General features: G+C 56.0%; 19 protein-coding genes and 1 riboswitch. Of the genes, 8 read left to right on the forward strand and 11 right to left on the reverse strand.

All coding sequences use genetic code 11. From position 1 onward, the window contains the following. Positions 1 to 8: 8 nt before the first annotated feature. Genes ACX5K5_RS15935 through ACX5K5_RS15945 form a run of 3 tightly spaced genes read left to right on the forward strand, consistent with a single transcriptional unit; the run spans position 9 to position 3,389 of the window. Positions 9 to 2,069 carry an acetyl/propionyl/methylcrotonyl-CoA carboxylase subunit alpha gene (locus ACX5K5_RS15935; protein WP_459174794.1) on the forward strand — a complete coding sequence of 687 codons (2,061 nt, stop codon included), beginning with the start codon at positions 9 to 11 and terminating at the stop codon, positions 2,067 to 2,069. Next, the gene (locus tag ACX5K5_RS15940; protein WP_188683676.1) at positions 2,066 to 2,590 is read left to right on the forward strand and encodes a MaoC family dehydratase; all 525 of its coding nucleotides are present in this window, start codon (positions 2,066 to 2,068) and stop codon (positions 2,588 to 2,590) included. Before ACX5K5_RS15935 ends, ACX5K5_RS15940 begins: the two co-directional genes overlap by 4 nt. Further along, on the forward strand, positions 2,583 to 3,389 hold the full coding sequence (locus ACX5K5_RS15945; RefSeq protein WP_188683678.1) for an HpcH/HpaI aldolase/citrate lyase family protein: 807 nt from the start codon (positions 2,583 to 2,585) through the stop codon (positions 3,387 to 3,389). Before ACX5K5_RS15940 ends, ACX5K5_RS15945 begins: the two co-directional genes overlap by 8 nt. Positions 3,390 to 3,418: 29 nt before the next feature. Here the strand turns inward: ACX5K5_RS15945 and ACX5K5_RS15950 are convergent, their stop codons facing one another. Continuing rightward, positions 3,419 to 4,609, reverse strand: a complete 1,191-nt coding sequence (locus tag ACX5K5_RS15950; RefSeq protein WP_459174795.1) for an MFS transporter — start codon at positions 4,607 to 4,609, stop codon at positions 3,419 to 3,421. Positions 4,610 to 4,858: 249 nt separating this feature from the next. Between ACX5K5_RS15950 and ACX5K5_RS15955 the strand changes: the two genes are divergently transcribed. Continuing rightward, positions 4,859 to 6,835, forward strand: coding sequence for an ABC1 kinase family protein (locus ACX5K5_RS15955; RefSeq protein ID WP_188683682.1), 1,977 nt, complete (start codon positions 4,859 to 4,861; stop codon positions 6,833 to 6,835). A gap of 93 nt (positions 6,836 to 6,928) precedes the next feature. On the opposite strand, the gene ACX5K5_RS15960 is transcribed toward ACX5K5_RS15955, so the two are convergent. The 6 genes from ACX5K5_RS15960 to ACX5K5_RS15985 all read right to left on the reverse strand — a co-directional run bounded on the left by ACX5K5_RS15960 (position 6,929) and on the right by ACX5K5_RS15985 (position 13,265). Next, on the reverse strand, positions 6,929 to 7,345 hold the full coding sequence (locus ACX5K5_RS15960; RefSeq protein WP_346059770.1) for a DUF6069 family protein: 417 nt from the start codon (positions 7,343 to 7,345) through the stop codon (positions 6,929 to 6,931). Positions 7,346 to 7,498: 153 nt separating this feature from the next. Continuing rightward, complete coding sequence (locus ACX5K5_RS15965; RefSeq protein WP_459174796.1) at positions 7,499 to 8,731, reverse strand: acyl-CoA dehydrogenase family protein; 1,233 nt, start codon at positions 8,729 to 8,731, stop codon at positions 7,499 to 7,501. A 51-nt stretch (positions 8,732 to 8,782) separates the two neighbouring features. After that, a complete protein-coding gene (locus ACX5K5_RS15970) occupies positions 8,783 to 10,009 on the reverse strand; it encodes an acyl-CoA dehydrogenase family protein (protein WP_459174797.1) in 1,227 nt (408 codons plus the stop codon). Between the two features lie 292 nt (positions 10,010 to 10,301). Next, complete coding sequence (locus ACX5K5_RS15975; protein WP_459174798.1) at positions 10,302 to 11,663, reverse strand: GntP family permease; 1,362 nt, start codon at positions 11,661 to 11,663, stop codon at positions 10,302 to 10,304. 184 nt (positions 11,664 to 11,847) lie between these two features. Next, positions 11,848 to 12,909, reverse strand: coding sequence for a CdaR family transcriptional regulator (locus tag ACX5K5_RS15980; protein ID WP_459174799.1), 1,062 nt, complete (start codon positions 12,907 to 12,909; stop codon positions 11,848 to 11,850). Positions 12,910 to 12,962: 53 nt separating this feature from the next. After that, entirely contained in the window at positions 12,963 to 13,265 is a 303-nt protein-coding gene (locus ACX5K5_RS15985) for a helix-turn-helix domain-containing protein (protein WP_346059775.1), read from the reverse strand. A gap of 64 nt (positions 13,266 to 13,329) precedes the next feature. On the opposite strand from ACX5K5_RS15985, the gene map reads away from it, so the two are divergent. Beyond that, positions 13,330 to 14,106: a type I methionyl aminopeptidase gene (gene map / locus ACX5K5_RS15990; protein ID WP_459174800.1), complete on the forward strand. Its 777-nt coding sequence runs from the start codon at positions 13,330 to 13,332 to the stop codon at positions 14,104 to 14,106. A gap of 4 nt (positions 14,107 to 14,110) precedes the next feature. On the opposite strand, the gene ACX5K5_RS15995 is transcribed toward map, so the two are convergent. Beyond that, a complete protein-coding gene (locus tag ACX5K5_RS15995; protein WP_441664173.1) occupies positions 14,111 to 14,683 on the reverse strand; it encodes a hypothetical protein in 573 nt (190 codons plus the stop codon). Positions 14,684 to 14,765: 82 nt separating this feature from the next. Further along, positions 14,766 to 15,929 (reverse strand): glycerate kinase, encoded by a 1,164-nt coding sequence (locus tag ACX5K5_RS16000; RefSeq protein ID WP_459174801.1) that lies wholly within the window; start codon positions 15,927 to 15,929, stop codon positions 14,766 to 14,768. A 441-nt stretch (positions 15,930 to 16,370) separates the two neighbouring features. Between ACX5K5_RS16000 and ACX5K5_RS16005 the strand changes: the two genes are divergently transcribed. Further along, positions 16,371 to 17,819 carry an MFS transporter gene (locus ACX5K5_RS16005; RefSeq protein ID WP_459174802.1) on the forward strand — a complete coding sequence of 483 codons (1,449 nt, stop codon included), beginning with the start codon at positions 16,371 to 16,373 and terminating at the stop codon, positions 17,817 to 17,819. A gap of 144 nt (positions 17,820 to 17,963) precedes the next feature. Here ACX5K5_RS16005 and ACX5K5_RS16010 read toward each other — a convergent pair whose 3' ends face one another. Beyond that, positions 17,964 to 18,401 (reverse strand): MarR family winged helix-turn-helix transcriptional regulator, encoded by a 438-nt coding sequence (locus ACX5K5_RS16010; protein ID WP_188683773.1) that lies wholly within the window; start codon positions 18,399 to 18,401, stop codon positions 17,964 to 17,966. Positions 18,402 to 18,636: 235 nt separating this feature from the next. Continuing rightward, positions 18,637 to 18,744, forward strand: a riboswitch (TPP riboswitch). On the opposite strand from ACX5K5_RS16010, the gene thiC reads away from it, so the two are divergent. Together thiC and ACX5K5_RS16020 are read left to right on the forward strand one after the other, a co-directional pair. Then, positions 18,742 to 20,484 carry a phosphomethylpyrimidine synthase ThiC gene (thiC, locus tag ACX5K5_RS16015; RefSeq protein WP_459174803.1) on the forward strand — a complete coding sequence of 581 codons (1,743 nt, stop codon included), beginning with the start codon at positions 18,742 to 18,744 and terminating at the stop codon, positions 20,482 to 20,484. It overlaps the preceding riboswitch by 3 nt. A 471-nt stretch (positions 20,485 to 20,955) precedes the next feature. Continuing rightward, positions 20,956 to 22,467, forward strand: coding sequence for a SulP family inorganic anion transporter (locus tag ACX5K5_RS16020; RefSeq protein ID WP_459174804.1), 1,512 nt, complete (start codon positions 20,956 to 20,958; stop codon positions 22,465 to 22,467). Here the strand turns inward: ACX5K5_RS16020 and ACX5K5_RS16025 are convergent. Next, entirely contained in the window at positions 22,464 to 23,486 is a 1,023-nt protein-coding gene (locus ACX5K5_RS16025) for a GGDEF domain-containing protein (RefSeq protein ID WP_459174805.1), read from the reverse strand. The two genes, ACX5K5_RS16020 and ACX5K5_RS16025, sit on opposite strands and share 4 nt — an antisense overlap. Positions 23,487 to 23,535: the final 49 nt, after the last annotated feature.

Raw genomic sequence — 23,535 nt, forward strand, 5'->3', positions numbered from 1 at the left:
AGACAACCATGAACACTAAACTTTTTGACACGGTGCTCGTCGCCAACCGCGGCGAAATTGCCGTGCGCATCATCCGTAGCTTACGAACCCTAGGCATCCGCTCAGTCGCCGTGTACTCGGACGCTGATGCCGGGGCACTGCACGTTAGCGAAGCGGACAAAGCGGTACGAATTGGTCCCGGTCCAGCCAACCAGAGCTACCTGAGCGTCGACGCGATACTCAAAGCATGCAAGGACACCGGGGCTCAAGCGGTCCACCCGGGCTACGGTTTCCTCTCCGAGAACGTGGATTTTGCACGCGCATTGGAAGATGCCGGGATAAAGTTCATTGGTCCGTCGGTGAAATCGATTAATCTCATGGGCGATAAGATTCGTTCCAAAAACCATGTAGTCGCTCATCAGGTACCTGTGGTGCCCGGTATTGCCGAACCTGGGCTCAGCGATGAGCAGCTGTTGGCCGCGGCCGGACAAGTTGGTTATCCGCTGCTCATCAAACCCTCAGCAGGCGGTGGCGGTAAGGGGATGTTCGCCGTGGAAACACCAGAGCAGCTTCCCGAAGCCTTGGCTAGTGCTCGGCGTACCGCGCGTAGTGCCTTTGGTGATGACACCTTGTTCTTAGAACGCCTGGTGCGCAACCCACGGCATATCGAGGTGCAGGTTCTAGCAGATCAGTTCGGTCATACCGTGCATCTGGGCGAACGCGAATGCTCCTTGCAACGACGCCACCAAAAGGTCATCGAGGAAGCCCCAGCACCGCTGTTGGAAAATCTTGAACATGGGGCGCAAATCCGCGAACGTATCGGAGCAGCCGCGGTTGCCGCGGCCGCCTCGGTAGATTACGTCGGGGCCGGAACCGTTGAATTCTTGGTCAGTGATGAGAACCCTGACGAATTTTTCTTCATGGAAATGAACACCCGTCTTCAGGTGGAGCACCCGGTTACTGAGCAGGTAGTCCGCGTGGATGGTCAGAAGTTAGATCTAGTGGATTGGCAGGTTCGTATCGCTGCCGGCCAACCATTGGACTTCGAGCAGCACCAAGTATCTCTGCAGGGGCATGCTATTGAAGCACGTCTTTACGCCGAAGACCCTTCGGCAGGGTTCCTCCCTTCAATAGGCACGGTACTCAAGGTCATCGAGCCAATCGGTGAGCATTTGCGAGTGGACAGTTCACTGCGCGATGGCTTAGAAGTCAGCGCTCATTACGATCCAATGCTGGCCAAACTCATTGCTTGGGGTGACGACCGCAGTGTAGCGCTTGGTCGCTTGGACCGGGCTCTGTCGCAAACCGTGGTGTTAGGCGTGCTGACTAACGTCGAATATCTTCGCCTACTTCTGGCGGACGTTGATGTGGCTGCGGGACGTTTAGACACAAATCTTATCGAGCGAAAAATGCAGGAGTTCGCCTTCCGCACGCCTAGCGCGCGCGAGCTCGCCCTGGCGGCTCACCTCGAAGTTAATCGCAGGCCAACATCCGGTTCCCCGTGGGGCCAAGGTGATGGATGGCGTCTAGGTTCTCGTTTAGCCACGCAACTGCACTTTGAAGTGAACGGTGAACAGCTACAACCTTCCGTACAGCGCACCGGAGATCAGAGCACCGTAAATATATCCGGAGAAGAATATGTTGTTCAACCATTGGGCGACAACGGGCTTTCAATCAACGGTGAACGATTTTCCTCCCACCATGCATTCGCCACTGACGGCACACTATGGCTCAACGAAGACGGCTGGAGCGGCTGGGTCCGTCGACTTACTCGTCAGGAAATCCTCGAAGCGAAGTTAGCCACCCTGGCTAAAGAGTCCGGAACTTTCTCTCCTCACATTGAATCCCCCATGCCCGGTACCGTGATCTCGGTTCAGGTCAGCGACGGCGAGCAGGTCAGCGCCGGTCAGTTGCTCCTGAGTATCGAAGCAATGAAGATGGAACATCAGTTGCTTTCACCGGCGGATGGCACCGTGCGTCTGACCGGATTGACCGTGGGAGATCTGGTGAAAGCCAAGCAGGTGGTCGCTACCGTGGAACCAGCAGAGGTTGAACACGAAACAACAATAAATCAGGAGCAAAACGCATGAGTGACCAAGGCCCAGAACTCATTGAACAGCGCGGACTTTATCTGGACGAACTGAAGGTAGACGCCATCTATGTTCATAAGCCCGGACGCACTCTCACTGAAGCGGATAACGTTCAGTTCACCACGATGACCATGAACAATCAGGGATTGCATTTGGATGCGGCTTGGAATGCTACCCAACCGTTCGGAAAGCCACTGGTCAATTCTTTACTGACCTTGAGCACCATGATTGGACAGTCAGTGCCGCAGCTTACCGAAGGCACTATCATCGGCCAGTTGGGCATCAATGATGTTAATTTTCCGCACCCAATGTTCCATGGCGATACGCTCTACACGCAAACCGAAATTACACAATTGCGTGAGTCGAAGTCCCGACCTGGACAGGGCATCGTCTCGATGAAACATACCGGACGCAACCAGAATGGAGTGGTCGTGGCTACCGCCACCCGAACCTGTCTCATGTGGAGCAAAGCTGCGCACCTAGCCTCGCTAGAAACTACTGAAGGTGGCACTCATGGCTAATTTCCCCTTTGGCCCTGCGATCCTCTTTTGTCCAGCAGACCGCCCCGAACGCTATGAAAAAGCTGCCGATAGATCCGATGCTGTCATTATCGACTTAGAAGATGCGGTGGCTGCCGAGAACAAGGAAATGGCACGAACCGCGTTGTTATCCAGCACGTTGGATCCGCAGCGCACCATCGTACGGGTTAATCCGGTTGACTCCGAGTTTTTTGTTGCAGACATGGTGGCTTTGCAGCAAACAAGATACCGCACAGTGATGCTCCCTAAATGTGAGTCTGCCGCGGATCCGGCACAGCTTTCCGGTTATCAGGTGGTGGCCCTTTGCGAAACAGCCAAAGGGATCACCAACATTGCCGAGATTGCTGCGGCAGCAAACGTTATCGCGCTGATGTGGGGTGCCGAAGATCTGATCGCATCTCTGGGCGGAACCTCTTCGCGAACTTCCCAAGGAAAATACCGTGAGGTGGCAAGCTTCGCCAGATCCCAGACGCTGTTGCATTCGGTCGCGGCCGGTAAGGCAGCCATCGACTCGGTGTACCTTGATATCCCTGACACCGCAGGATTACTGGAAGAATCCCGTGACGCGAAGGCCTCAGGTTTCAGCGCCAAGGCATCAATTCACCCCACTCAAATGCCAGTCATCCGGGAAGCCTTCCTGCCTACCGAAAAGGAAATCGAGCGGGCCAAACGGATTCTCGCTGCGGCGGAGAAAAACCTTGGTGTTTTCTCATTCGAGGGCCAGATGGTGGACGAGCCATTATTGCGGCAGGCGCAGGCTACGGTGCAAACACCTCGGTAGCGGACAGACCGGATGCCTCTACGAAGCGCTCAGACAGAATTTTTGCGAGGCATCCGGCCCGTGCGGTACAACCACATGATCAGCAATAGCGACAACGCCACGACCGCCGCTGACGTGAGGAAGGCTTCACGCAAGGTCCACAGCGCCGCGATAGTTCCCAAGATCCACGCACCGAGCGCGGTACTGACATCGAGTGCGAAAAAGTATGTTGCACTTGCCCGACCCCGCGCCTCGGGACGAGCGCTCAGCACCGAAACTGAATTCATTGACGGGCTCACCACACCGGTACTGAATCCAAACAAGGCACCTGCCACCAGCAGCAACCCAAGGCTGTCCGCAAAATAGATGCAGAGCATCGCGCCGACATTCAGCACTACTCCGCCCACCACTATGCCAGTTAGCGAAAGCACCTTACGCATGGTTCCGATCAGAAGCCGAGAGACCGCCAGCATTAGACCGCTCATCACGAAGAATAGACCAATATTCTCCATCCCCTGGCTCAAGGCATAGGCCGCCAAGAATGTATTCACGCTAGTCGTCCCAAACATAAAGCACAGCATCACGGTGGCCGGACGCCAGGAGTCTTTTTCCACCAGATTTTTCAGATGAAAACCGGACCGGTTTCGGCCAGAAATCGTTGCGGCTTTCGCGCGACGCCGCGCGTCAATCGCCTTTGCTTCCTTCGCCAAAGCCATGCGCACAAGGAAATTGAGAACGCAGCAACCCAACGCCACCGCAAAGGCGACCTCATACCCGGCGTGGATTCGCAGTGTTAGCGCCAGCCACGGCGCGAAGATTGTCACCACCGTCTGTTCAAGGCTGAGAATGCCTAGTCCCTCAGCAAGCTTCTTTTCCGGAATGATGTCGGTGGCCAAGGTTGAGACCGCAGTACCGTTCAGGCTGAACCCCGCGCCCTGCACCGCGCGTAAAGCAAGGAAAAGCCAAACCGGCAACGAAAGCAGGTAGAGCCCAGTGGCTGCGGTAAATAGCGCCACGCCCAGCAACATTATGACCCAGCGGCCGCGCGAGTCGACCAGCCAGCCAGAAAGGGGTCTGGTCAATGCTGCAGTCGCAAAATAGAGTGTGGAGGTCAACCCCACTTGAACCGGAGAAAGCCCTAAATCGAAGGCATAAAGAGGTACAAGGGTCACCAGCATCATCGTTGCGATGCGCAGGCTAGCGTTGGATAACATCAACGCGAAAAATACCCTTGTGTACAAGTTCTCTCCTTGTTTACTGCAATACCCCCAAAAAACCCTACCTTGACGACCACTATTTTGATTCTCGAACTTTCATATATCGGAATGCCTGATCAGTCCCAGCTAGGCGTCATCTGAGTTGGTGGATATCGGAAGAAAAACAGTCTGTGCCCCGTACAGGTCCACTTTCACTGCGAACTGGCGCTCCGGATCAATTAGAGTTTGGACAAGAAGAGTAGTTAGCAAAGAAGTCTCAGGAGTTTAGTCCGCATGGAATTTGCCGAGATTGCAGGTCGGATACTGCTTGCCTCACTCGTCGCCGTGATCTTCATAGTGGTGCTCGCGATGTTCGTCCGCAGGCTGCTCGGGGTCACGGTGGGGCTGGGCCGCATCATCGTTGCAGGAGTCCTTGGCCTCGGAGCTGAAGTCGTTTTCGAATCCCGCTTCATCTGGCAGGATCCGGACGCTTCGTGGCAGCTGATCCCTGTCCAAATTGGGATCGTCTTGCTCGTTGCTTCGCTTTTCCTGATGCTCGCCGAGCTGGTAATTCCCACCGGAACGATTGTGCGTCCAGATAAATGGGTTACTTCAACGAGAAATCGCCTAGCCCGCACCCGACGCTATAGCGAAGTGACCCGAATAGCGTTGTCACATGGGCTCCTACCCGCACGCCGACCAAACCTTGCAAATACTGCGCAGGCTGCAGAAGATCGAACCACCGCTGGCCGGTCCTTGCGAATGGCTCTCCAAGAATCTGGGGTGACCTTCGTAAAATTCGGCCAGGTACTATCGACGCGCCCAGAGTTATTTCCAACCGAATACATAGACGAGCTCTCCAAGCTACAACAAAACGTGGCTCCCGAACCGTGGGAAAACATCCGCGAGGTCATTACCGCAGAGCTAGGGATGGAACTTGAAGAAGCCTTCGCGCACGTTGATCCCGAGCCTCTGGCCGCCGCGTCAATTGGCCAGGTACACACCGCACGTCTACATGGTGGCGAGGTAGTTGCTGTTAAGGTTCAGCGCCCCGGAGTTCAGCCCCTAGTCGAACGTGATTTAGACATCGCGTTACGGATGGCGCAGACACTGGAGCACTCTACCGAGTGGGGCAGGTCTTTGGGCCTTTACAAGGTCGCCGAGGGGTTTTCCCAGTCACTGCGTGACGAGTTGGATTATGAGCTCGAAGCAATGAATATCCAGGCATTGCGCACCACTTCCCTGCAATACCCGGAGACCGAACGAGTTGGTATTCCAGAGCATTACCCGCGATTGAGCACCAAAAGGGTGCTGGTCATGGAAATGGTTGCCGGACATACACTCAGCGAGCCAGGAACCGTGGAACGCTACTCAGATACCGTACGTAAGGCGCAAGCCAGCGCATTATTCAGGTCCCTCATGCACCAGATCATGGATGATGGGGTGTTCCATGCAGACCTACATCCAGGAAACATCGTGCTGCGACCAGACGGCAGCGCTACGCTCCTAGATTTTGGATCCGTAGGGCGTCTTGATGCCGAACTACGCGAACTGATCTCCGAAGTGCTTTTGGCTTTTTATCGCGGTGATTCTCGCACCATCGCAGATGCCTTACTCAGCATGGTTCCGATCCCGGAAGATTTTGATGAGTTGTTGCTACGGCGCGAGCTGAGCCATTTCATGTCTCGACATATGGGTCCCGGAGCCGAGTTGAAGGCCGAAGTTTTCACATTGTTGGTCGGCTTATTGGCGAAGCATCGGCTGGCAGTACCTGCGGAACTCACCTTGGCTTTCCGCGCAGTCGCGGTGCTAGAGGGCACCCTACGATTGTTGGCTCCTGGCTTCGACTTACTCACCGAGGCTAAAGAATACGGAGAAACTCGGCTACGTTCGAGCCTGCGCCCCTCATCAATCACCGAGGCGTTGAACAATGAGGTACTCACCTTGTTGCCAATGCTGCGCCGACTGCCACGAAGAATCGACACACTCACCGGAGATTTGGAGTCTGGCCGGCTCAGTATCAATATGCGACTTTTGGCGCATCCGCAGGACCGTAAGTTACTCGTCTCCCTGGTCCACGAAGGAATCCTCACGTTCCTTGCCGGGGTGACCGGCATTATGGCCACAATCCTGTTGGTCAACGGCGGCGGCCCGATGGTGACCTCATCGATGAGCTTGTTCCAGCTCTTTGGATACACTCTGGTGGCGGTGGCCTCGGTATTTATCTTGCGCGTGGTCTTCGATTTGTTCCGGCGAAGAAAAGGCGACTAACGCGCAGACTGCCTAAGCGCTAGTTAAACGTCGTGGCCGCCTGTTTAGACGGCCACGACGTTTAACTTAGACTCTTTTTACTGAGCAACATGATTACTTGGTGTGCAGGGCCTTGTTGCCGTAGTGCACAGCAAAGAACCAGCCGGCAGCGGTGATCAAGTGGATGGCGCTTAGCGTGATCACTGCAGCGATGTTCCCGGCGACCAAGACGGGGAGCACGATCGAAAGAACAGCGATAGCTACACCGATCCACTGTGCCACCTTGCAAATTCCTGGCCTGCCACGGCCAAGTAGGAATACGATGAGTCCAAAGAAAATGACGGGAATCATGGTGAAGGCCAGTACCTGCTGAAAGCCCACATGTTCGCCGGTGATCTCGTCAATCATCATGTCGGCCCCGGCGGAGCTGCCGATGAAAAAGGCAATCACGTTCAGGTAAGCGGTGCCGACCGCGGCGATCAAGACCTGGATAAAGTTAAACGGGCTTTTTGGCTGTGAATCTGGATTCATTCGCTAGGAGTCCCCTCGAAATTAGTTGGGTTATTTCAACTAAGTCTAAAACTCGAGATTACTCACTAGGCCGTCTCCAGCCAGTGAAATCGGTAACATCTCCATCAGGCGGGAACGCCCGCTTAACAACGCAGAGGTCAGCGAAGCTAAAGACTACTTCGAAGCACCAATCGCCCACACTCGTGGCAGTTCCGTGCCGTTGACCGCAAGGTCACCGATCAGACGAGCCTTGAATACCCACGGGTTGTGGTTACCGGCGGTGCGCGCATTGCGCCAGTGCCGGTCCAAGTTCTTCGAGATGCTGGTGGCCGAGGCGGCTAATGCGTCAAAGGCATGCGTGATGGCGGTGAGTACCAGTGGGGTCAACGCCACCTGAGCCTGCGCCGAAGTCAACTCCGCATAATCATTGGTGGCTTCATCTTCTTCCACCGAAATGACTCCAGCCTGCAGCTCAAGCGCACTGTCATAAGCTCCCTGCAAGGCGTTCGAAACACGTTCTACCGTGGCAGTTGCCGCAAACGCAGCCGCCGAAACCTCACCGATTACCTGCAGAAGCTGGGGATCTTCACTAGCCACATTTGCCACCGCATGGCTGAAGGTACGCTTGCGGTTCTTCAGCTCCAATGCGAACTCACGCTCCGCAGCCTTAGCCGAACCAGCAAGCACAGCAAGTAATACCTGCTGGTAAAAGGCAGTCTGATACTTAAAGCGAGTGTCAAAGTCGATCAGGTTCTCCTCCTCCACGCTCGCATCGGTAAAGGTTGAGGTTCCGGTACCGGTGGTGCGCTGACCAAAGCCGTCCCAATCCTCAGCCAAGGCAACGCCGGGTTGATGAGCATGTACCGCAGCGATCACACGCTTTCCCGTATCGGTGCGTTCGGCATAGGTATCAAGCCAGTCGGCAAAGATTGAACCGGTGGAATAGTATTTGGTGCCATTGATTTTGAAGCCACCGTTGCCATCAGGTGTCACCTTGGTGATGACATCTCCTACCTTGACGGTTCCGATTTCGGTCCATGAGTTTCCGACTAACTCGCCGGCCACAAATCGCGCCAACCATTTGTCACGTGCTGGCCCGGGAGCGGAGATGAGTCGATCTTCCACGAACGCAAAATGCGCGCGCAGTGCTTGGGCGACATTTGAATCGGCCGCTGCCAGGTCCACAAAAAGTTCAAAAAGTTCGGGCAGCGTAGCTCCCGCTCCCCCATCACTTTCTGCAATACGCACTGCACCAAAACCAGCGGCCGCAAGTTCTGCGATTTCGGCTCGTGGCAGTTCACCGGAACGGTCACGTTCCGCCGCTCCTGCTGCGATCTTCTCAAAGATTGGATTGAATCGTTCGCGTAGTTGCTTCAAACGGTTGCGGGTTGCGGTCAGGGTGCTCATAAATTCTCCAAAAAATCTGCTGTGTACTGTGCTTTATCTGCTGGTGATGGCTTAGGTATACAGCGAGATTGGCTGTGCTTCACCGTGCAAGAAATACTGGCCGACTTCGATCTTCTTGTAATCCACCGGGTCATGCAGGGAGTGGGTGCGTACGTTGCGCCAGTACAGGTCCAGTCCAACGTCGTTGCTGGCGGAGGACGTTCCGGTAACCTCGAAGATCCGGTTCGCCACCTCGACTCCGGTTTCGGTGGAAACGATCTTTGCTTCGGCAATCGCCACTGCTAGTTCGGCGCGTTCTCCGGCGGTGACCTCTCCAGCCTTGGCTATCAGCAGGTCATAGGCACGGCCGAGCTTTTCAACGAGCGCCGCAACCGCAGCCGTCCGCGCTTTGAGCTCACCTAGGGTCCGCTGGAAGATCACGTCTCGTGAATAGGTTGGTGCCGCAGAAAGGAACCACGCGTTTTTGCGCCCCAGCAGGATCTGCTTGCCGCGTTCCAAAGCTCCTTGGGCAATGCCCAAATAGAAGTTCGCAAAAGCAAGCTGCAATCCAGGAATGAGTAAGGTGGAGACCGGCTCCTCGGTCACCTCACCGAGGACCTCAGTCGCGTCAACTCGCACATTGCTATAACGTACCGAGTTTGAGGCGCTGAGTCGTTGTCCCAGGTAGTCCCAGTCATCAACGAGCTCTAGGCCTTCACGGTTGGTTGGCAAAACGAAGGCCAGGACCTTTCCGTCGTTCTCGCCTCCCTGAACCAGCGCGTTGACGATAATTACTTCGCCCACTCCCGAACCGGTTGAAAAGCGTTTGGCACCGTTCAATCGATACCCGTCGGTGTCCGGAGTAAGCACCAGCGTTGGATCGACGGGGTTCACCGAGTCGCCCCACAACCACCCATTAGCCACCGTGCGTTCCCACCATTGCCCCTGTTCTTCCGCCGGCGCGTAGAACGCGATGCCCGTCTGATTGAAGTAATGGTAGGCAAGCAGCTGCGCAATTGATCCGTCGGCAGTAGCCAAGATTCGCACCGCTTCAAAGGCAGTCTCGAAATGTCCCCCGGCGCCGCCAAATTCTTCCGGCACCAGCAGGTCCAGCAAACCGGAGGAGCGCAACAGTTGCGCTTCGGCGTACGGTTGCTCATTTTTGCGATCACGTTCTAACGCATCCTGTGCCAAAGTCTGCGCGACCTCTGAAGCTACCGCACGCCAGCGCGTCAGCTCTTCCTCGGTGGCGGTGCCAATAAATGGGGTACGGGCAAGTGGTGCTGCGACGACTGACATGAGCGTGATCTTCCTGTTCTCGGGTGGTTGATGGCTTCGACGCTAGTCAGTTATTGCCCGTCAGTCAGCTGCCTCGTTCATCTGGCCACATGACCTGTCACCCAGCTTCGTATTACGTCATGTTGATACTGGGGGTGACGCGGTTACCGCCCAATTCTCGACACAAAACTACTCATATCTCCGTTCGTTACCGTCCGCGGACCGTGTGCTTGACCGTAGTGACCCGTGCCTTTTAATGACCAAGAGACGAGAACCCAGAATGGTTCTCGTCTCTTGGTCGGGTCCGCTGCGGTTAGAGCAGAATCGCCCCAAGAATCCACACGGCAATAAATCCTGCGATGCCCTGAATTGCGGTAGCAACACTCAACGTCTTGTACGCGGTAATCACCGGAATGCGGCTCAACTGCGAGACCACCCAGAAATAGGAGTCGTTCGCGTGGGAGACCACCATGGCTCCGGCACCAATCGCCAGCACGGTGAGCACCATGCCCATATCGGAAGTCAGTCCCAGTGAACCAAGCATCGGCGCCACCAGCGCGGAGGTGGTCACCATGGAAACGGTCGAAGAACCCTGAGCGGATTTTAGTGCCGCCGCGATAAGGAACGGAACGGCCAAACCAATGCCTAGCCCGCTGAGCGAATCGGAGAGGATCGTGGTCAGCTTCGACGCTGCAAGCACCGCACCCAACGATGCGCCGGCACCGGTGATCAACAAGATGGGTGCCGCGGTACGCACCGATTCGTGCATCTGCTCGTTGAAGTCTGCAAGCTTCTTGTTGCCACGCAACAGCAGGGTGGCGGCAAGCAGACCGAAGATCAAGGCGATCACCGGGGTGCCGAGGAAGGACAAAGTTTCCAGCGCCGCACCTTCGCCGAACGGATGAGAGGGAAGCTTGGCTACCGACGCGCCGCAGATCAAGACCAAGGGCACAATAATTGGCATGAAGGCCAGCAACGGGGCAGGCAATTTGCCGTAGCTCGCACGAAGTTCTTCATAGCTTTGCTCGGTGAGATCGTTTTCGTCTTCCGCAGGCAACGGAGTCCAGTCCTTCTTGCTGAAACGGCTGGCATAGAACAAACCGGCCATCGCCGAGATCGCGGCTACCGGAAGCCCCACGGCAATGATCAACCCAAGATTGTCTGCAATGCCGATGCTCTCCGCGGCAGCTAACGGGCCGGGAGTTGGCGGAACCAAGGTGTGCGTCGCATACAGACCGGTCATCAGGGCTATCGAAGTGGCCAAGCCCGAAACCCCGGTGCGCAGCGTGATCGCTTTGCGCAGCGAGTTGAGGACAACATAACCAGAATCGCAGAAGACCGGGATAGAAACGATATAACCGATAATCGAGAGCGTGAGATTTGGGAACCGTGTTCCGAGCACCTTGATCAAAGCATCGGCCATGGAGATTGCCGCACCGGAACGTTCAAGGATGATACCGATCATCGTGCCAAAAAGGATCACCAAACCAATGTTGCCCATGGTGTTTCCGAAGGCTGTGGTGACGGTGCTGGCAACTTCGGCCACAGGGATCTGATAGGCGAAGGCAGCCAGAATAGCCGCACCAATCAATGCAAGGAAAGGGCTGACCTTCCAACGAGCGGTGACTAGCACAATGGCTGCCACCAGGATCAGCAGAACTAGAAGTTCGTACATGCGGTAAATGGCTCCTTTGCCAATATGCGTACGGTTTGCGCCATGCGTCCGCGCATGAATTCTGCGGCTCTAGCACCCGTAGGCGCGCGAAGACCAGCGCAGGACGGCAAACATCTTGATTAGTTTAGAGCGCGGGACAAAACTCGCCTATAGGCGCGTGACCAGAAGTTACTTCGCATTGACTTTAGAAAATGTGCAGCTGCCCCAAGGCAATCGATGCATAGAGAGAATGTTGCAGACGCAGTAATTGAGCCGAATGCCGGATATCAATTCCGGTCAGCTGACCGGCCCTATCAATGCGCTGCACTAATGTGTTTCGATGGATATGCAGATACTCGGCCGCCTCAAGCATGCTGTTCGCTGTGGCGATCACCAACAGTGTTCGAGCCTGTTCGGCATTCACGCTTGTGGCTAGTTCCGCCATGGGCTCCAGGTTGCGTTCCGGAGTACGTGCGATGGCCACTGCCACTTCCGGACTCCAGATGCGGCGGGATTCCCGACGAGGCAGCAACTGCGGTCGCCGGCTTAGTACGCGCAATAGTTCTGCTTCAGTAAAAAGCTGGGTCGTCTTCGTGCTTTGCGCTGATTCCAGGTATTTATCGCCAGGTGCGATATGCGTTTCATCGATGCTCGCCCGGCTTGTACGCAGTCGCCAGTATCCCCCGGAAAGGTAGATCCATGCGGTTCGCTGGCCCTCAACGGCTTGCTGCTGACGAAAGTCCGGACGCGGTTCCTGCGGGATCCACAGTTCCAAGATCCAGGGGGCCCGCAATCCATGGGCGGCCAAGCGCCTGTCGATAAGGTCCGCGTCGGCGCTACCTGCGAGTAGCGCGGAAATGAGGTCGCGAGCTTCGGTTTCACGCCGGTTACTGCGTCCATGCTCGCGTTCTTGCGCAAAGAGTAATTGCACCGTCAAGGCAATCAAGTTTGCCAGTGGCCGTACTTCATGGGGAGCCCCAGTAACGCCGACTACTCCACACAATTGCTCGTTGAGCACTAAAGGCGCATTTACTCCGGGCTGCGTTCCGGCAGCAGCGTTTGTCTGTTCAATGTCGACGATACGGTTGCTTCGAATCGCTTCAAGGCTTCCCTCATGGTGCGAACCGACCCGGGATTGATCGCTGGAGGCAATGATGATGCCGTGGGAATTCATGATGTTCACATGACGATTGATGGTTGGGGCAATAGTATCGACGACTTTTTGCGCTAAATCTCCGCTTAGCCTGATCGGTTCTTGCTCTTCCATAGATTCATCGTAGCTGGCAACGCTAAACAGTCGTTGCTACAGCGAACCTGTTTCTAGCTGGCCAACCGCTCCTGCGCACGCTCCCGGCGACGCCCAGCTTTGAGACCATCGGCATCGACGGTCAACGTCATCCAAAGCTCGTCCAGGGAGATGTTCAGGACGCCCGCGATAGTCGCAATGGTGGCGAACGCCGGAGTGGCGATTCGCCCGGATTCGATTTTTCGTAGCGTCTCTGGAGAGATTCCCGCGTCAAAGGCTACGTCGACCATCGTGCGCTCGGCACGCGCAGTTCGTAGCAGGGCACCGAGCCGTTCGCCGCGCTGGAGCTCCACAAGAGTAAGGGGTGATCTGACCATAAAACCAATTATAGTACCGGTATAGTATGAACGGTATTATTATTGGTTTGTCGAAGGGTTGCTCATGATTGAAATTCTAAATACCAAGGACGCCGAACGCGCCCAGGTTACCGGCGCACTGGTGGGAAAGATTCTGCAGACACTGCGCGAGCGTGCGACGGTAGGCACCAATTTGCTAGAAATTGATGCATGGGCCAAGGAAATGATCCTCGGCGCCGGTGCGGTATCCTGCTACGTGGATTACGCGCCTTCCTTTGGACGCGGCCCATTTGGCCATTACATCTGCACGGCGGTCAACGATGCCGTATTGCACGGCTTGCCTCACGATTACGCGCTAGCCGACGGAGACCTGTTAACCCTAGACCTAGCGATTACCAAGGACGGAATCTCCGCTGACGCCGCTATCAGCTTTGTCGTCGGAGCGTCCAAGGATGAGGAAAATGAAAAGCTGATCGACGCTACCAAACGCGCTCTAGCCGCCGGGATCGAAGCAGCTAAGCCTGGAAATAAAATTGGCGATATCTCCTACGCCATCGGTGCGGTCTTACGCGATGCAGGATACCCAATTAATACCGAATTTGGTGGACACGGTATCGGCTCCACCATGCATCAAGACCCTCATATCTCCAACACCGGACGTCCAAACCGTGGCTACAAGTTAGTTCCCGGACTGATGCTTGCCTTAGAACCATGGGTGATGACCGATACCGCGAAGCTCGTCACGGATCCAGATGGCTGGACGTTGCGCAGCGCCACGGGATGTCGCACCGCACACACCGAACACACCGTCTTGATCACCGAGGGTGATGCCCAAATCATGACCCTGCCGCCTGTCGACTAGGAATTTACTGATTTTCCTTCTTCGCGGTTTCGGCCCGCTCGGCAACAATTGCGTTTGCAACGCTGGAGTTATCCGGCGCAAAAGCGTACAGCTTGCCGGCGTCTTGGTGCACCCACCAACGTCCACACAATGTGGTGGTGCGCTGCTCAGCGTCCTGCGGCCACCAGTCAGCTTCGAGGGTGCGGAAGGTGACAAAATTGTCCGCGGTTAGTTTCTTGGTTCGCGGGTCTGCAGCATAACCCTTCTGCAGTTCCTTTTCGCTAGGTACCCCCACCAGTTTGAGTGGTTTGCAGCTTTCAGAAGATAAATCTCCCGCGTAGTCCATGGTGAAGATACGCTCGTCGCCGGTACTGCGCTGTTCCAGCTTCACGTCCGTACCGCCAGCAGGAACCCACTTCGGAAGTAGGCCGGAGGCCACGCCATCCTCAGAAGTTTTTGCACTCTTGGACGCTGACTGCTCATATTTGTCTTGCGCCAAATCGGCAACGTTGCAACCGGTCAGCAGTAACGCGCTTGGAATCATCACGGCCAACATTGAAAGATACTTTTTCTTCATCATGGCATTAAATTTAGTCACCAACGTTTCGGTTGGCTTCAGCTCAGAGGGCGAACTCTGCGCACGGTAAGTACACCCACAGGATGAGTGCCGACTACTACCGTCAGCGCAGGTAGGTACGGGCCACGTTATATGCGGTACGCCGAATAAGCTGCAACGCGTTAGCGGAGAGCTCTTCCAGATCCGCTGGGCCTTGGGCAATCGAATAGGCGGCTAGGATTCCTGAATCGGCGAGCGCTACTTCATCCAAAGCTACTGAACCGGCGATGACGATGACGTCTGCTTGCGGGTTGGCCGCTTGCAGCACCCCACTGACTACCTTGCCCTGTAAGGATTGAGAGTCCAGGCGTCCTTCTCCGGTGAAAACGAGCTGGGCGGCGGAAAGGATCTCGTGCGCGTTAATTGCCTGTGCCACCAGTTCCCACCCGGGCACCAGTTCAACCTCGCAATAGGAGCCAATGCAAAGAGCCAGGCCGCCTGCGGCACCCATTCCTGCGCGTTCACGAATTTTTCGCCCAGTCGCAGCTTCTAGAACATCTGCCAATTTTCGCAGACCCGCATCCAGCTTTTCTACGTCCTGTGGTGAGGCGCCTTTCTGTGGACCGAATACTGCGGCGGCACCGTTAGCACCCAGTAGTGGGTTGGTGACATCACAGGCGACCTGCCAAGTGACGTGTTGTGCCCGCGGATCCAAAGTGGAGACGTCAATGCCGGCCAACTCATTAAGCGGGCCACCGCCTGGAGCAAGTTCTTGTTTCTGCGCGTCGAGGAGCTTCGCCCCAAGTGCGACTAAAATTCCAGCTCCTCCGTCGGTGGTTGCCGAACCGCCCAGGCAAAGAATGATTTTTTGGACACCCAGATCTAATACCTGCGTGACAAGTGCGCCGAGCCCAAAGGTCGTCGCGTTCAATGGCTGGCGGGGCACGTCACTAACTTGAGGCAATCCGGCGGCTTCGGCAGCTTCGATTACGGCTGTTGTCCCGTCTGCAGATAAGCCAAAACGGGAACTGACTGTTCGGCCCAGCGCATCAGTAGTTCGGACACTTTGCGGCTCGGTCCCCCATGCGTCGGTCAGTGCGTCAAGGGTTCCCTCGCCGCCGTCGGCAAAAGGGACCGCCGTAATTTCCACGTCACGGCTGACTGAGCTTGCAGCTGCTTGCACACCGTCGGCAATCGCTGCAGCTACTTCGCTAGCTCGGGCGCTGCCCTTGAACGAGTCTGGAACTATCGCCACATTCAGCGGGTGGGCCGCGTTGCTCTGTGTCATGGAATCAACCTTAGATTCAGACGGGATTTTGAACCATAGTCGTTAACACATAATTCATTCATGTTTTCGCCTAGACTCTGTGCATCAGGCACTGCAGCTGAGTGGAAATGGGCGCGGCGCCCCACCGCGGTCCCCTATCGCGCAACAACAGACGCATGATCAAAGATTCGCCCGAGAGATCTATCACGAGCAGCGGGAGCAAAACTTCATTACTTGCCGGAGAAGCTATCGGCCGACTTCATTAGATCCAGCAAACCGTGTCGGATATTCTGCGTACATCCGGCGAATCCGCGAGAAGCAGGCGCAGTTGAGCCCCCTTAGGTTTTAGTACCAAGACATAACGGGCCTCCCTCACCTGCACCACTCCGCTCCTTTAGTCGCCGCAAGGATGTGTAAGATGAATACAGTATGTATCTTACACATTCTCTCTGAAAGGTCCTCGTGTCCAGACCCACCTCAGCCGGAATCCCCGGCTCAGGTCTTGCCGTAGGCGTTCTCGCCTCGGCAGGCATCGCTTCATCGCTCACTCAAACCATGGTGACCCCGCTGATCCCACAGCTCCCAAGCATCTTTAACACTTCGGCGGACAATGCCGCTTGGATCATTACCGCGACCTTACTGGCAGCAGCAGTAGCGGTACCCATCTCCGGGCGACTCGGCGACCTTTTTGGCAAGCAGAAAATGATCCTCATTTTGGCGATCCCACTGTTTATCGGTGGGATCCTTTGTGCGGTCGCACCAAATGTGGAACTGATGATTGCCGGACGTGCGCTGCAAGGCTTCGGTTCGGGAATGGTGCCGCTGGGCATCGCAATGTTGCGCGACTTGGTACCTAAAGAACGTCTCTCCGCGGCCATTGCCACGGTCAGCGCCACGCTAGGCGTTGGCGGAGCGGTGGGCATGCCACTTTCCGCGGCAGTGATCGAATTTGCCGACTGGCGCGCGGTATTTTATGGAAGTGCCGCACTCACGCTGCTGGTGGCATTAGCCATCTGGAAGCTGATCCCGGCACTGCCCGCAGGAGCTGCCGGACAGAGATTCGATTGGCTCGGCGCTATCGGCCTGACTATTGGCTTAGTTTCCTTGATTCTTGCGATTTCCAAGGGCTCCGCGTGGGGTTGGGCCTCTGCGATAACCTTGGGACTACTGGCGGTTGCAGCCGTTTCGCTGACCTTGTGGGGAATGTGGGAAACGCGCACCAAGGATCCCCTGGTGGACCTGCGCACCGCGGTCATTCCACGAGTTCTGCTGACAAATATCGCGTCGATTTTTGTGGGCTTTGGCATGTACGCGAGCATGCTGGTCATGCCGCAGATCCTTCAGCTGCCAACACAAACCGGCTACGGCTTGGGACAGTCAATCCTTGCAGCTGGGCTCTGGATGGCTCCGGCAGGCCTGATGATGCTTGTGCTTTCTCCCATCGGAGGAAAGCTCACCGACGCACGGGGACCGAAGTTCACCCTTACCCTCGGCGTCTCGATTCTCGCAATTGGCTATGGCGTGGGATTGCTGGGCATGGGCAGCACCTGGGGCCTGCTGGCCACCGGTCTTGTCGTCAACAGTGGTGTCGCGCTTGCCTACGGCGCGATGCCGGCAATCATTATGGGCGCTGTTCCGCGTAGCGAGACCGCCGCCGCCAACGGATTCAACACCCTGATGCGTTCGCTAGGCACCACAACCGGCGCGGCTGTTGTCGGTCTCGTCTTGGCTCAGATGACCACCGACTTCAGCGGTGTCATGGTCCCTTCGGAGACTGGCTTCCGCGTGGCACTAATCCTGGGCGCTGGCATCTCGGTGATCGCGGCAGTTCTTGCCGCACTGATTCCTTCAGCGCGAGAAAAACCCGTCCTGGAACCGGTAGGCAATCATCAAGAAGTTCCAGCTAACTAATCACTGCAGCTAAGTCTGCGCTATTACGGAGCTTGCGCTCAGCACTGGCATAGGAAGCGTCGATAATGTAGTAACTACCTCCTTGAAGGTGCGAGTGATGATCGTAAGAACTCCCGTTGGATATTGCCCAACGGGAGTTCTTCTTTAAGCACGTTTCAAATCGCTATATTCTTCGATCGACAGATTAAAGCGATGCAAAAGATTGGCGAACGAGTCGATATCCGACGCCGACCAATCTTCCATGATGTGTTCCAGCGCGTTCGTGGAGGCTTTTCGGGCTTCGTTCATTTGTTGCTCGCCGTCAGCTGTCAGCGTGATCTTACGAGCCAGGCGTCCATCCGGATCGGCAATCCGCTCCAGATAACCATCCTTGATTGCACTGGTTACTTGGCGTTGCAGGGTCGAGGCATCTAAACGTAATGCGTGGCTCAGTTCCGCGATGGTCATCGGACCTTGCCCATCGATACGACTCATCAACAGATAGACACTTCGATCCAGTCCGCCAGCCTGTCGCTGGTGGGCAATGGTGTAGCGACTGAGCATCAGCTGCTCATATTCGATATCGGCGATACGGCGCTTCATTTCTCCCCTTATACTGCTGACGCTCCACCCATCCTACCCTCAGCATGCATGATACATATTCGCTATACATAGCACTGCCTGCAGGCCACTCTGCCGAGCCCCGATGCATCGCTCAGCGCGTTTTCCGAGGCGCTATTGACGCGCAGCCAAGCCCAGACATAGCTTCAAGCTCTAGTGCTCGAACCCAGTGCGGCTTTCATTTTTGGAGTTGCTTCCTCAGCACGTGGTACGTTGTTTCAGACCACACGGGTGCCCCGGCAGGGGCTGAGACCGGACTATTGCCGTCCGCGACCGTTGAACCTGTCCGGGTAATGCCGGCGAAGGAAGTGAGTTTCCCACAGTGGAACAATTTGAACAGCACCCCGCCCACACTCTTGCCTACCGCGAGTCCACAGGAATCTCGGTTCCCGTCACGCAGATCAAGTTGGCGGATTCTCCTAATGGCCAACCAAATGAACCGCTGACGGTGTACCGCACCAGCGGTCCGGGAAGCGAACCTAACGCAGGCCTGAAACCATTCCGCGAATCGTGGATTCTGGCGCGCGGAGATGTCGAAAATTATGCGGGACGTGAGCGCAACCTGCATGATGACGGAAAGTCCGCGGTCCGCCGCGGCACGGCGAGCGCCGAGTGGGCCGGCAGATCCGCACCTCCGCTGCGTTCGCACCCCGGTGCCCGGGTCACCCAAATGCATTACGCACGCCGGGGACTGATCACCGAAGAGATGCGCTACGTGGCTTTGCGCGAGGACTGCGATGTCGAATTAGTGCGCAGCGAGCTAGCCGCCGGCCGCGCCATCATTCCCTCAAATATCAACCATCCAGAATCCGAACCGATGATCATCGGCAAGGCGTTCCTGGTGAAAATCAATGCGAACATCGGGAACTCGGCGGTCACCAGTTCAATTGCCGAGGAAGTCTCCAAACTCCAGTGGGCCACCAAATGGGGTGCGGACACGGTGATGGATCTTTCCACCGGGGATGACATTCACACCACCCGCGAATGGATCATCCGCAATTCCCCGGTGCCCATCGGCACCGTGCCGATCTACCAGGCGCTGGAAAAGGTCAACGGCGAAGCCAATGAACTCACCTGGGAGATCTTCCGGGACACCGTCATTGAGCAATGCGAGCAGGGCGTGGACTATATGACCATTCATGCCGGGGTCTTGCTGCGCTATATCCCGCTGACCGCCAACCGTGTCACCGGAATGGTTTCGCGCGGTGGGTCAATTATGGCCGGCTGGTGCCTGGCGCACCATCAGGAGAATTTCCTCTACACCCACTTTGATGAGCTGTGTGAGATCTTTGCCCGTTACGATGTGGCCTTCTCCCTAGGTGATGGGCTGCGTCCGGGATCTATCGCGGATGCCAATGATGCGGCACAATTTGCCGAATTGGACACCTTGGCCGAGCTGACCAAACGAGCCTGGAAACACGATGTGCAGGTCATGGTTGAGGGGCCCGGGCATATCCCCTTCCATTTGGTGCGCGAAAATGTGGAACGCCAACAACAGCTGTGCGACGGGGCACCGTTTTATACGCTTGGCCCTCTGGTCACCGACATTGCCCCTGGTTATGACCACATCACCAGCGCCATCGGTGCCACCGAAATCGCTCGTTACGGCACGGCAATGCTCTGCTATGTGACTCCCAAGGAGCATCTGGGGCTGCCCAACCGCGATGATGTGAAGACCGGAGTGATTACCTACAAGATCGCTGCCCACGCAGCGGATCTTGCCAAGGGCCACCCCGGCGCAATCGACAGAGACAACGCCCTGAGCAAAGCACGCTTCGAGTTTCGTTGGAATGATCAGTTTGCGCTGTCCTTGGACCCGGCCACCGCGCAGGAGTTCCATGATGAAACGCTTCCTGCAGAACCGGCAAAGACCGCTCACTTTTGTTCGATGTGTGGTCCGAAATTCTGTTCTATGCGTATTTCCCAAGACATCCGTGACGAGTACGGATCCGCCGAGGCTCAAGCCGCCTTGGCCGGAATGGCGCAGAAGAGCAAGCAGTTCCTCGAAAGCGGCGGCAAGGTTTACGTCGGGGATAAGATCCCCGTCGGGCCCGGCACGGACTAGCACCGGCGAACACGAAGCCGAACCAAAGTTCCTGCACAGCAAGCACACTTAGAGTAGTAATTACCTCATTGAAGGTGCGAGTGATGATCGTGAAACTCCCCGCCGGTTTACCGGCGGGGAGTTTTCGTTAAGCCAAAGCCTTCGAGGCGGGCTGAAATTCTAAACGGCCGGACAATGCCCTGGGTTTCAAGAGCGATCATCCGCAACCATCATCAAACGCCGGGCTCACCCAAAGATACTGCACAGCATTCACGCTTAGAGTAGTAATTACCTCATTGAAGGTGCGAGTGATGATCGTGAAATTCCCCGCCGGTTTACCGGCGGGGAATTTTCGTTAACCGTTCACAGGCTCCAAAAGAACTGTCGCTCCGAGATATCCGGCACCGCACTTAGCTTCCGGGCACCGGGTGCGATATTTTTAGATAGTCCCCGCACGCAGTTTTCTGGGGTCCTCAAGTGAATGGAGCACCCGTGTCTACCGCGGTTAACGAACTGACGCCTCTAGAACGACAGTCCGTCTGGCGTACTTTGAAATCGCCGCGTTTGCTTAAAACCGAGCTGCTGGCCGGTCTCGTCGTTTCGCTGGCGTTGATTCCCGAGGTCATTGCCTTCTCGATTATAGCCGGAGTTGATCCACGGATCGGGATCTTTGCGTCATTCACCATGTCGATAGTGATCGCATTTACCGGTGGCCGTCCAGCGATGGTCTCCGCTGCGGCGGGCGCGGTCGCGTTGGTTGTTGCTCCGCTGGTACGCAGCCACGGGGTGGACTACCTCTTTGCTGCCGTAATTTTGGCCGGTATTTTCCAGGTGCTCTTGGCGCTACTCGGTGTCGCGAAACTGATGCGCTTCATCCCCCGGCAAGTGATGATCGGGTTCGTCAACGCACTCGCCATCCTGATTTTTCTCTCGCAAATGCCTGAGCTCGGCGACGTTCCGTGGGCCGTCTACCCACTGGTTCTTCTGGGCCTGGCTATCGTCTACTTCTTCCCAAAGATCACCAAGGCGGTCCCTGCCCCGCTGATCGCAATTGTCGTACTGACGCTGATCACCGTGTTTGCCAAGGTCAGCGTTCCCACCGTGGGCGATAAGGGAGAACTTCCTGAATCACTGCCCGTCTTCCTGATCCCCAACGTTCCTTTCAGCTTCGAAACGTTCCAGGTCATCGCGCCCTATGCATTAGCTGTCGCATTCGTTGGCTTGCTGGAGTCCTTGTTGACTGCCAAGCTCGTTGACGACATCACCGATACTCCCTCGAATAAGACTCGGGAATCTTGGGGTCAGGGAACGGCGAATATCGTGACGGGTTTCTTTGGTGGAATCTGTGGCTGCGCGATGATCGGACAAACCATGATCGGGGTGAAAGCCTCCGGCGGCCGAACCCGCATCTCCACCATGTTCGCCGGCGTCTTCATGCTGCTTTTGGCGGTATTGCTCGGTGACATCGTGGCGCAAATCCCGATGGCTGCCCTAGTCGCGATCATGATCTTCGTGTCGATTACTACTTTCAACTGGCACAGCATCCGGCCGAGCACGCTGAAGATGATGCCTAAGAGCGAGACTGCGGTCATGGTGGTGACCGTCGTTTTCACCGTCGCCACCAATAACCTGGCCATCGGTGTTGGACTGGGCGTGCTGACCGCAATGGTCCTCTTCGCCAACCGCGTAGCCCACTTTGTGACCGTGAAACGCGATCAACCGACGGCGGCCTTGGCCGAAGCCGACACTGCGATTTACCACGTGGACGGTGAGCTGTTCTTCGCCTCGTCGAATGACCTCTACACCCAGTTCGATTACGCGGGCGATCCGGAAAAAATCATCATCGATATGTCCTCTTCCCACCTGTGGGATGCCTCAACGGTGGCCGCATTGGACTCCGTCAAGAACAAGTACGCGAGCTACGGGAAAACGGTAGAGATTCGCGGACTCAACGAGGCCAGCCAGAAGATGCAGGACCGCATGGGCGGCAAGCTGGAAGGCTAAATACGCTCTGAGCGTCCCCGTTTATTTTCAAACATTGCTCGGTCCGCACGCAGAATCATGGTACTCAGGTTGTCTCCGGTGAGAGCTTGAGCCAACCCATAAGACCACAGATATTCACTGGAACTCTGGGTCCTGCCCAGCAGTTTTTGGGCATCGTCCAATCCGGTATTCGGAAAGACCAGGACGAACTCGTCTCCGCCTAGCCGGCATACCAGATCCGATTTTCTTGTGGCCTGCTTCCAATTTGCCACGAGGTTCACTAGCACTTGATCACCGGCTTCATGTCCCTGGGAATCGTTAATCTGCTTAAACCCGTCGAGGTCAATCAGGGCAACGGTCAGGGGACGAGATGAACGAAGTGCGCGGGCCAGAGCCGGCTCGCCCCGTAGCGATAAACCATTGCGGTTTAACGCTCCGGTAAGCGCATCAATTTCGGTGCCTTGTTCAAATCTTCTCCGGACGAAAGTTCCAACGGTGATACTCAGAAAGGTGAAAAACGTGAGTCCTGCAATGTTGAGCGGCGTTTGGCTGTGTTCGGTGCCAACCGCCGGTCCAAAGAAGACCGCGTAGACCGTTGTAAAGAGCATCGTGGGGTAAATCGATAGTCGAGTGAGCCAGACGGGGAACAGCCAGGACAGATACAAAGCGATGAGCGGGAATTCCTGCAGCCTTAATACCACTTGGGCATGGTTCGTAGTAAAGGCAACGTAATAGACAAACGAGATAAGTTCCGTGAGCACTCCGAGATAGGCCACCCAGAGCGGAAAATTATCGCCTTTGATGAGCACTAGGACAAGAACAGCCAGTGCACCTAGAAAGTGAAAAACCGATGCCCACAGGTAGATGTCGGCCCCTCCAGGTTGCACAATATTGATGAGGTACAGAATCATCAGGAACAGCGCCACGAGCCCGGTGATGCTTACACCGATATCTGTGATCCCACCCAGGCGTTTCGCGATACCCGCCGGATCCCACCAGTACTTATCTGTTGCTCTTCTTTGATCCGTAGCTAGATTCACAAGATGCCCCCATGCTGTGTGTTTCATCCGCGCGTAGCTTTCGCTCAGT

The organism is Glutamicibacter bergerei (assembly GCF_054495185.1).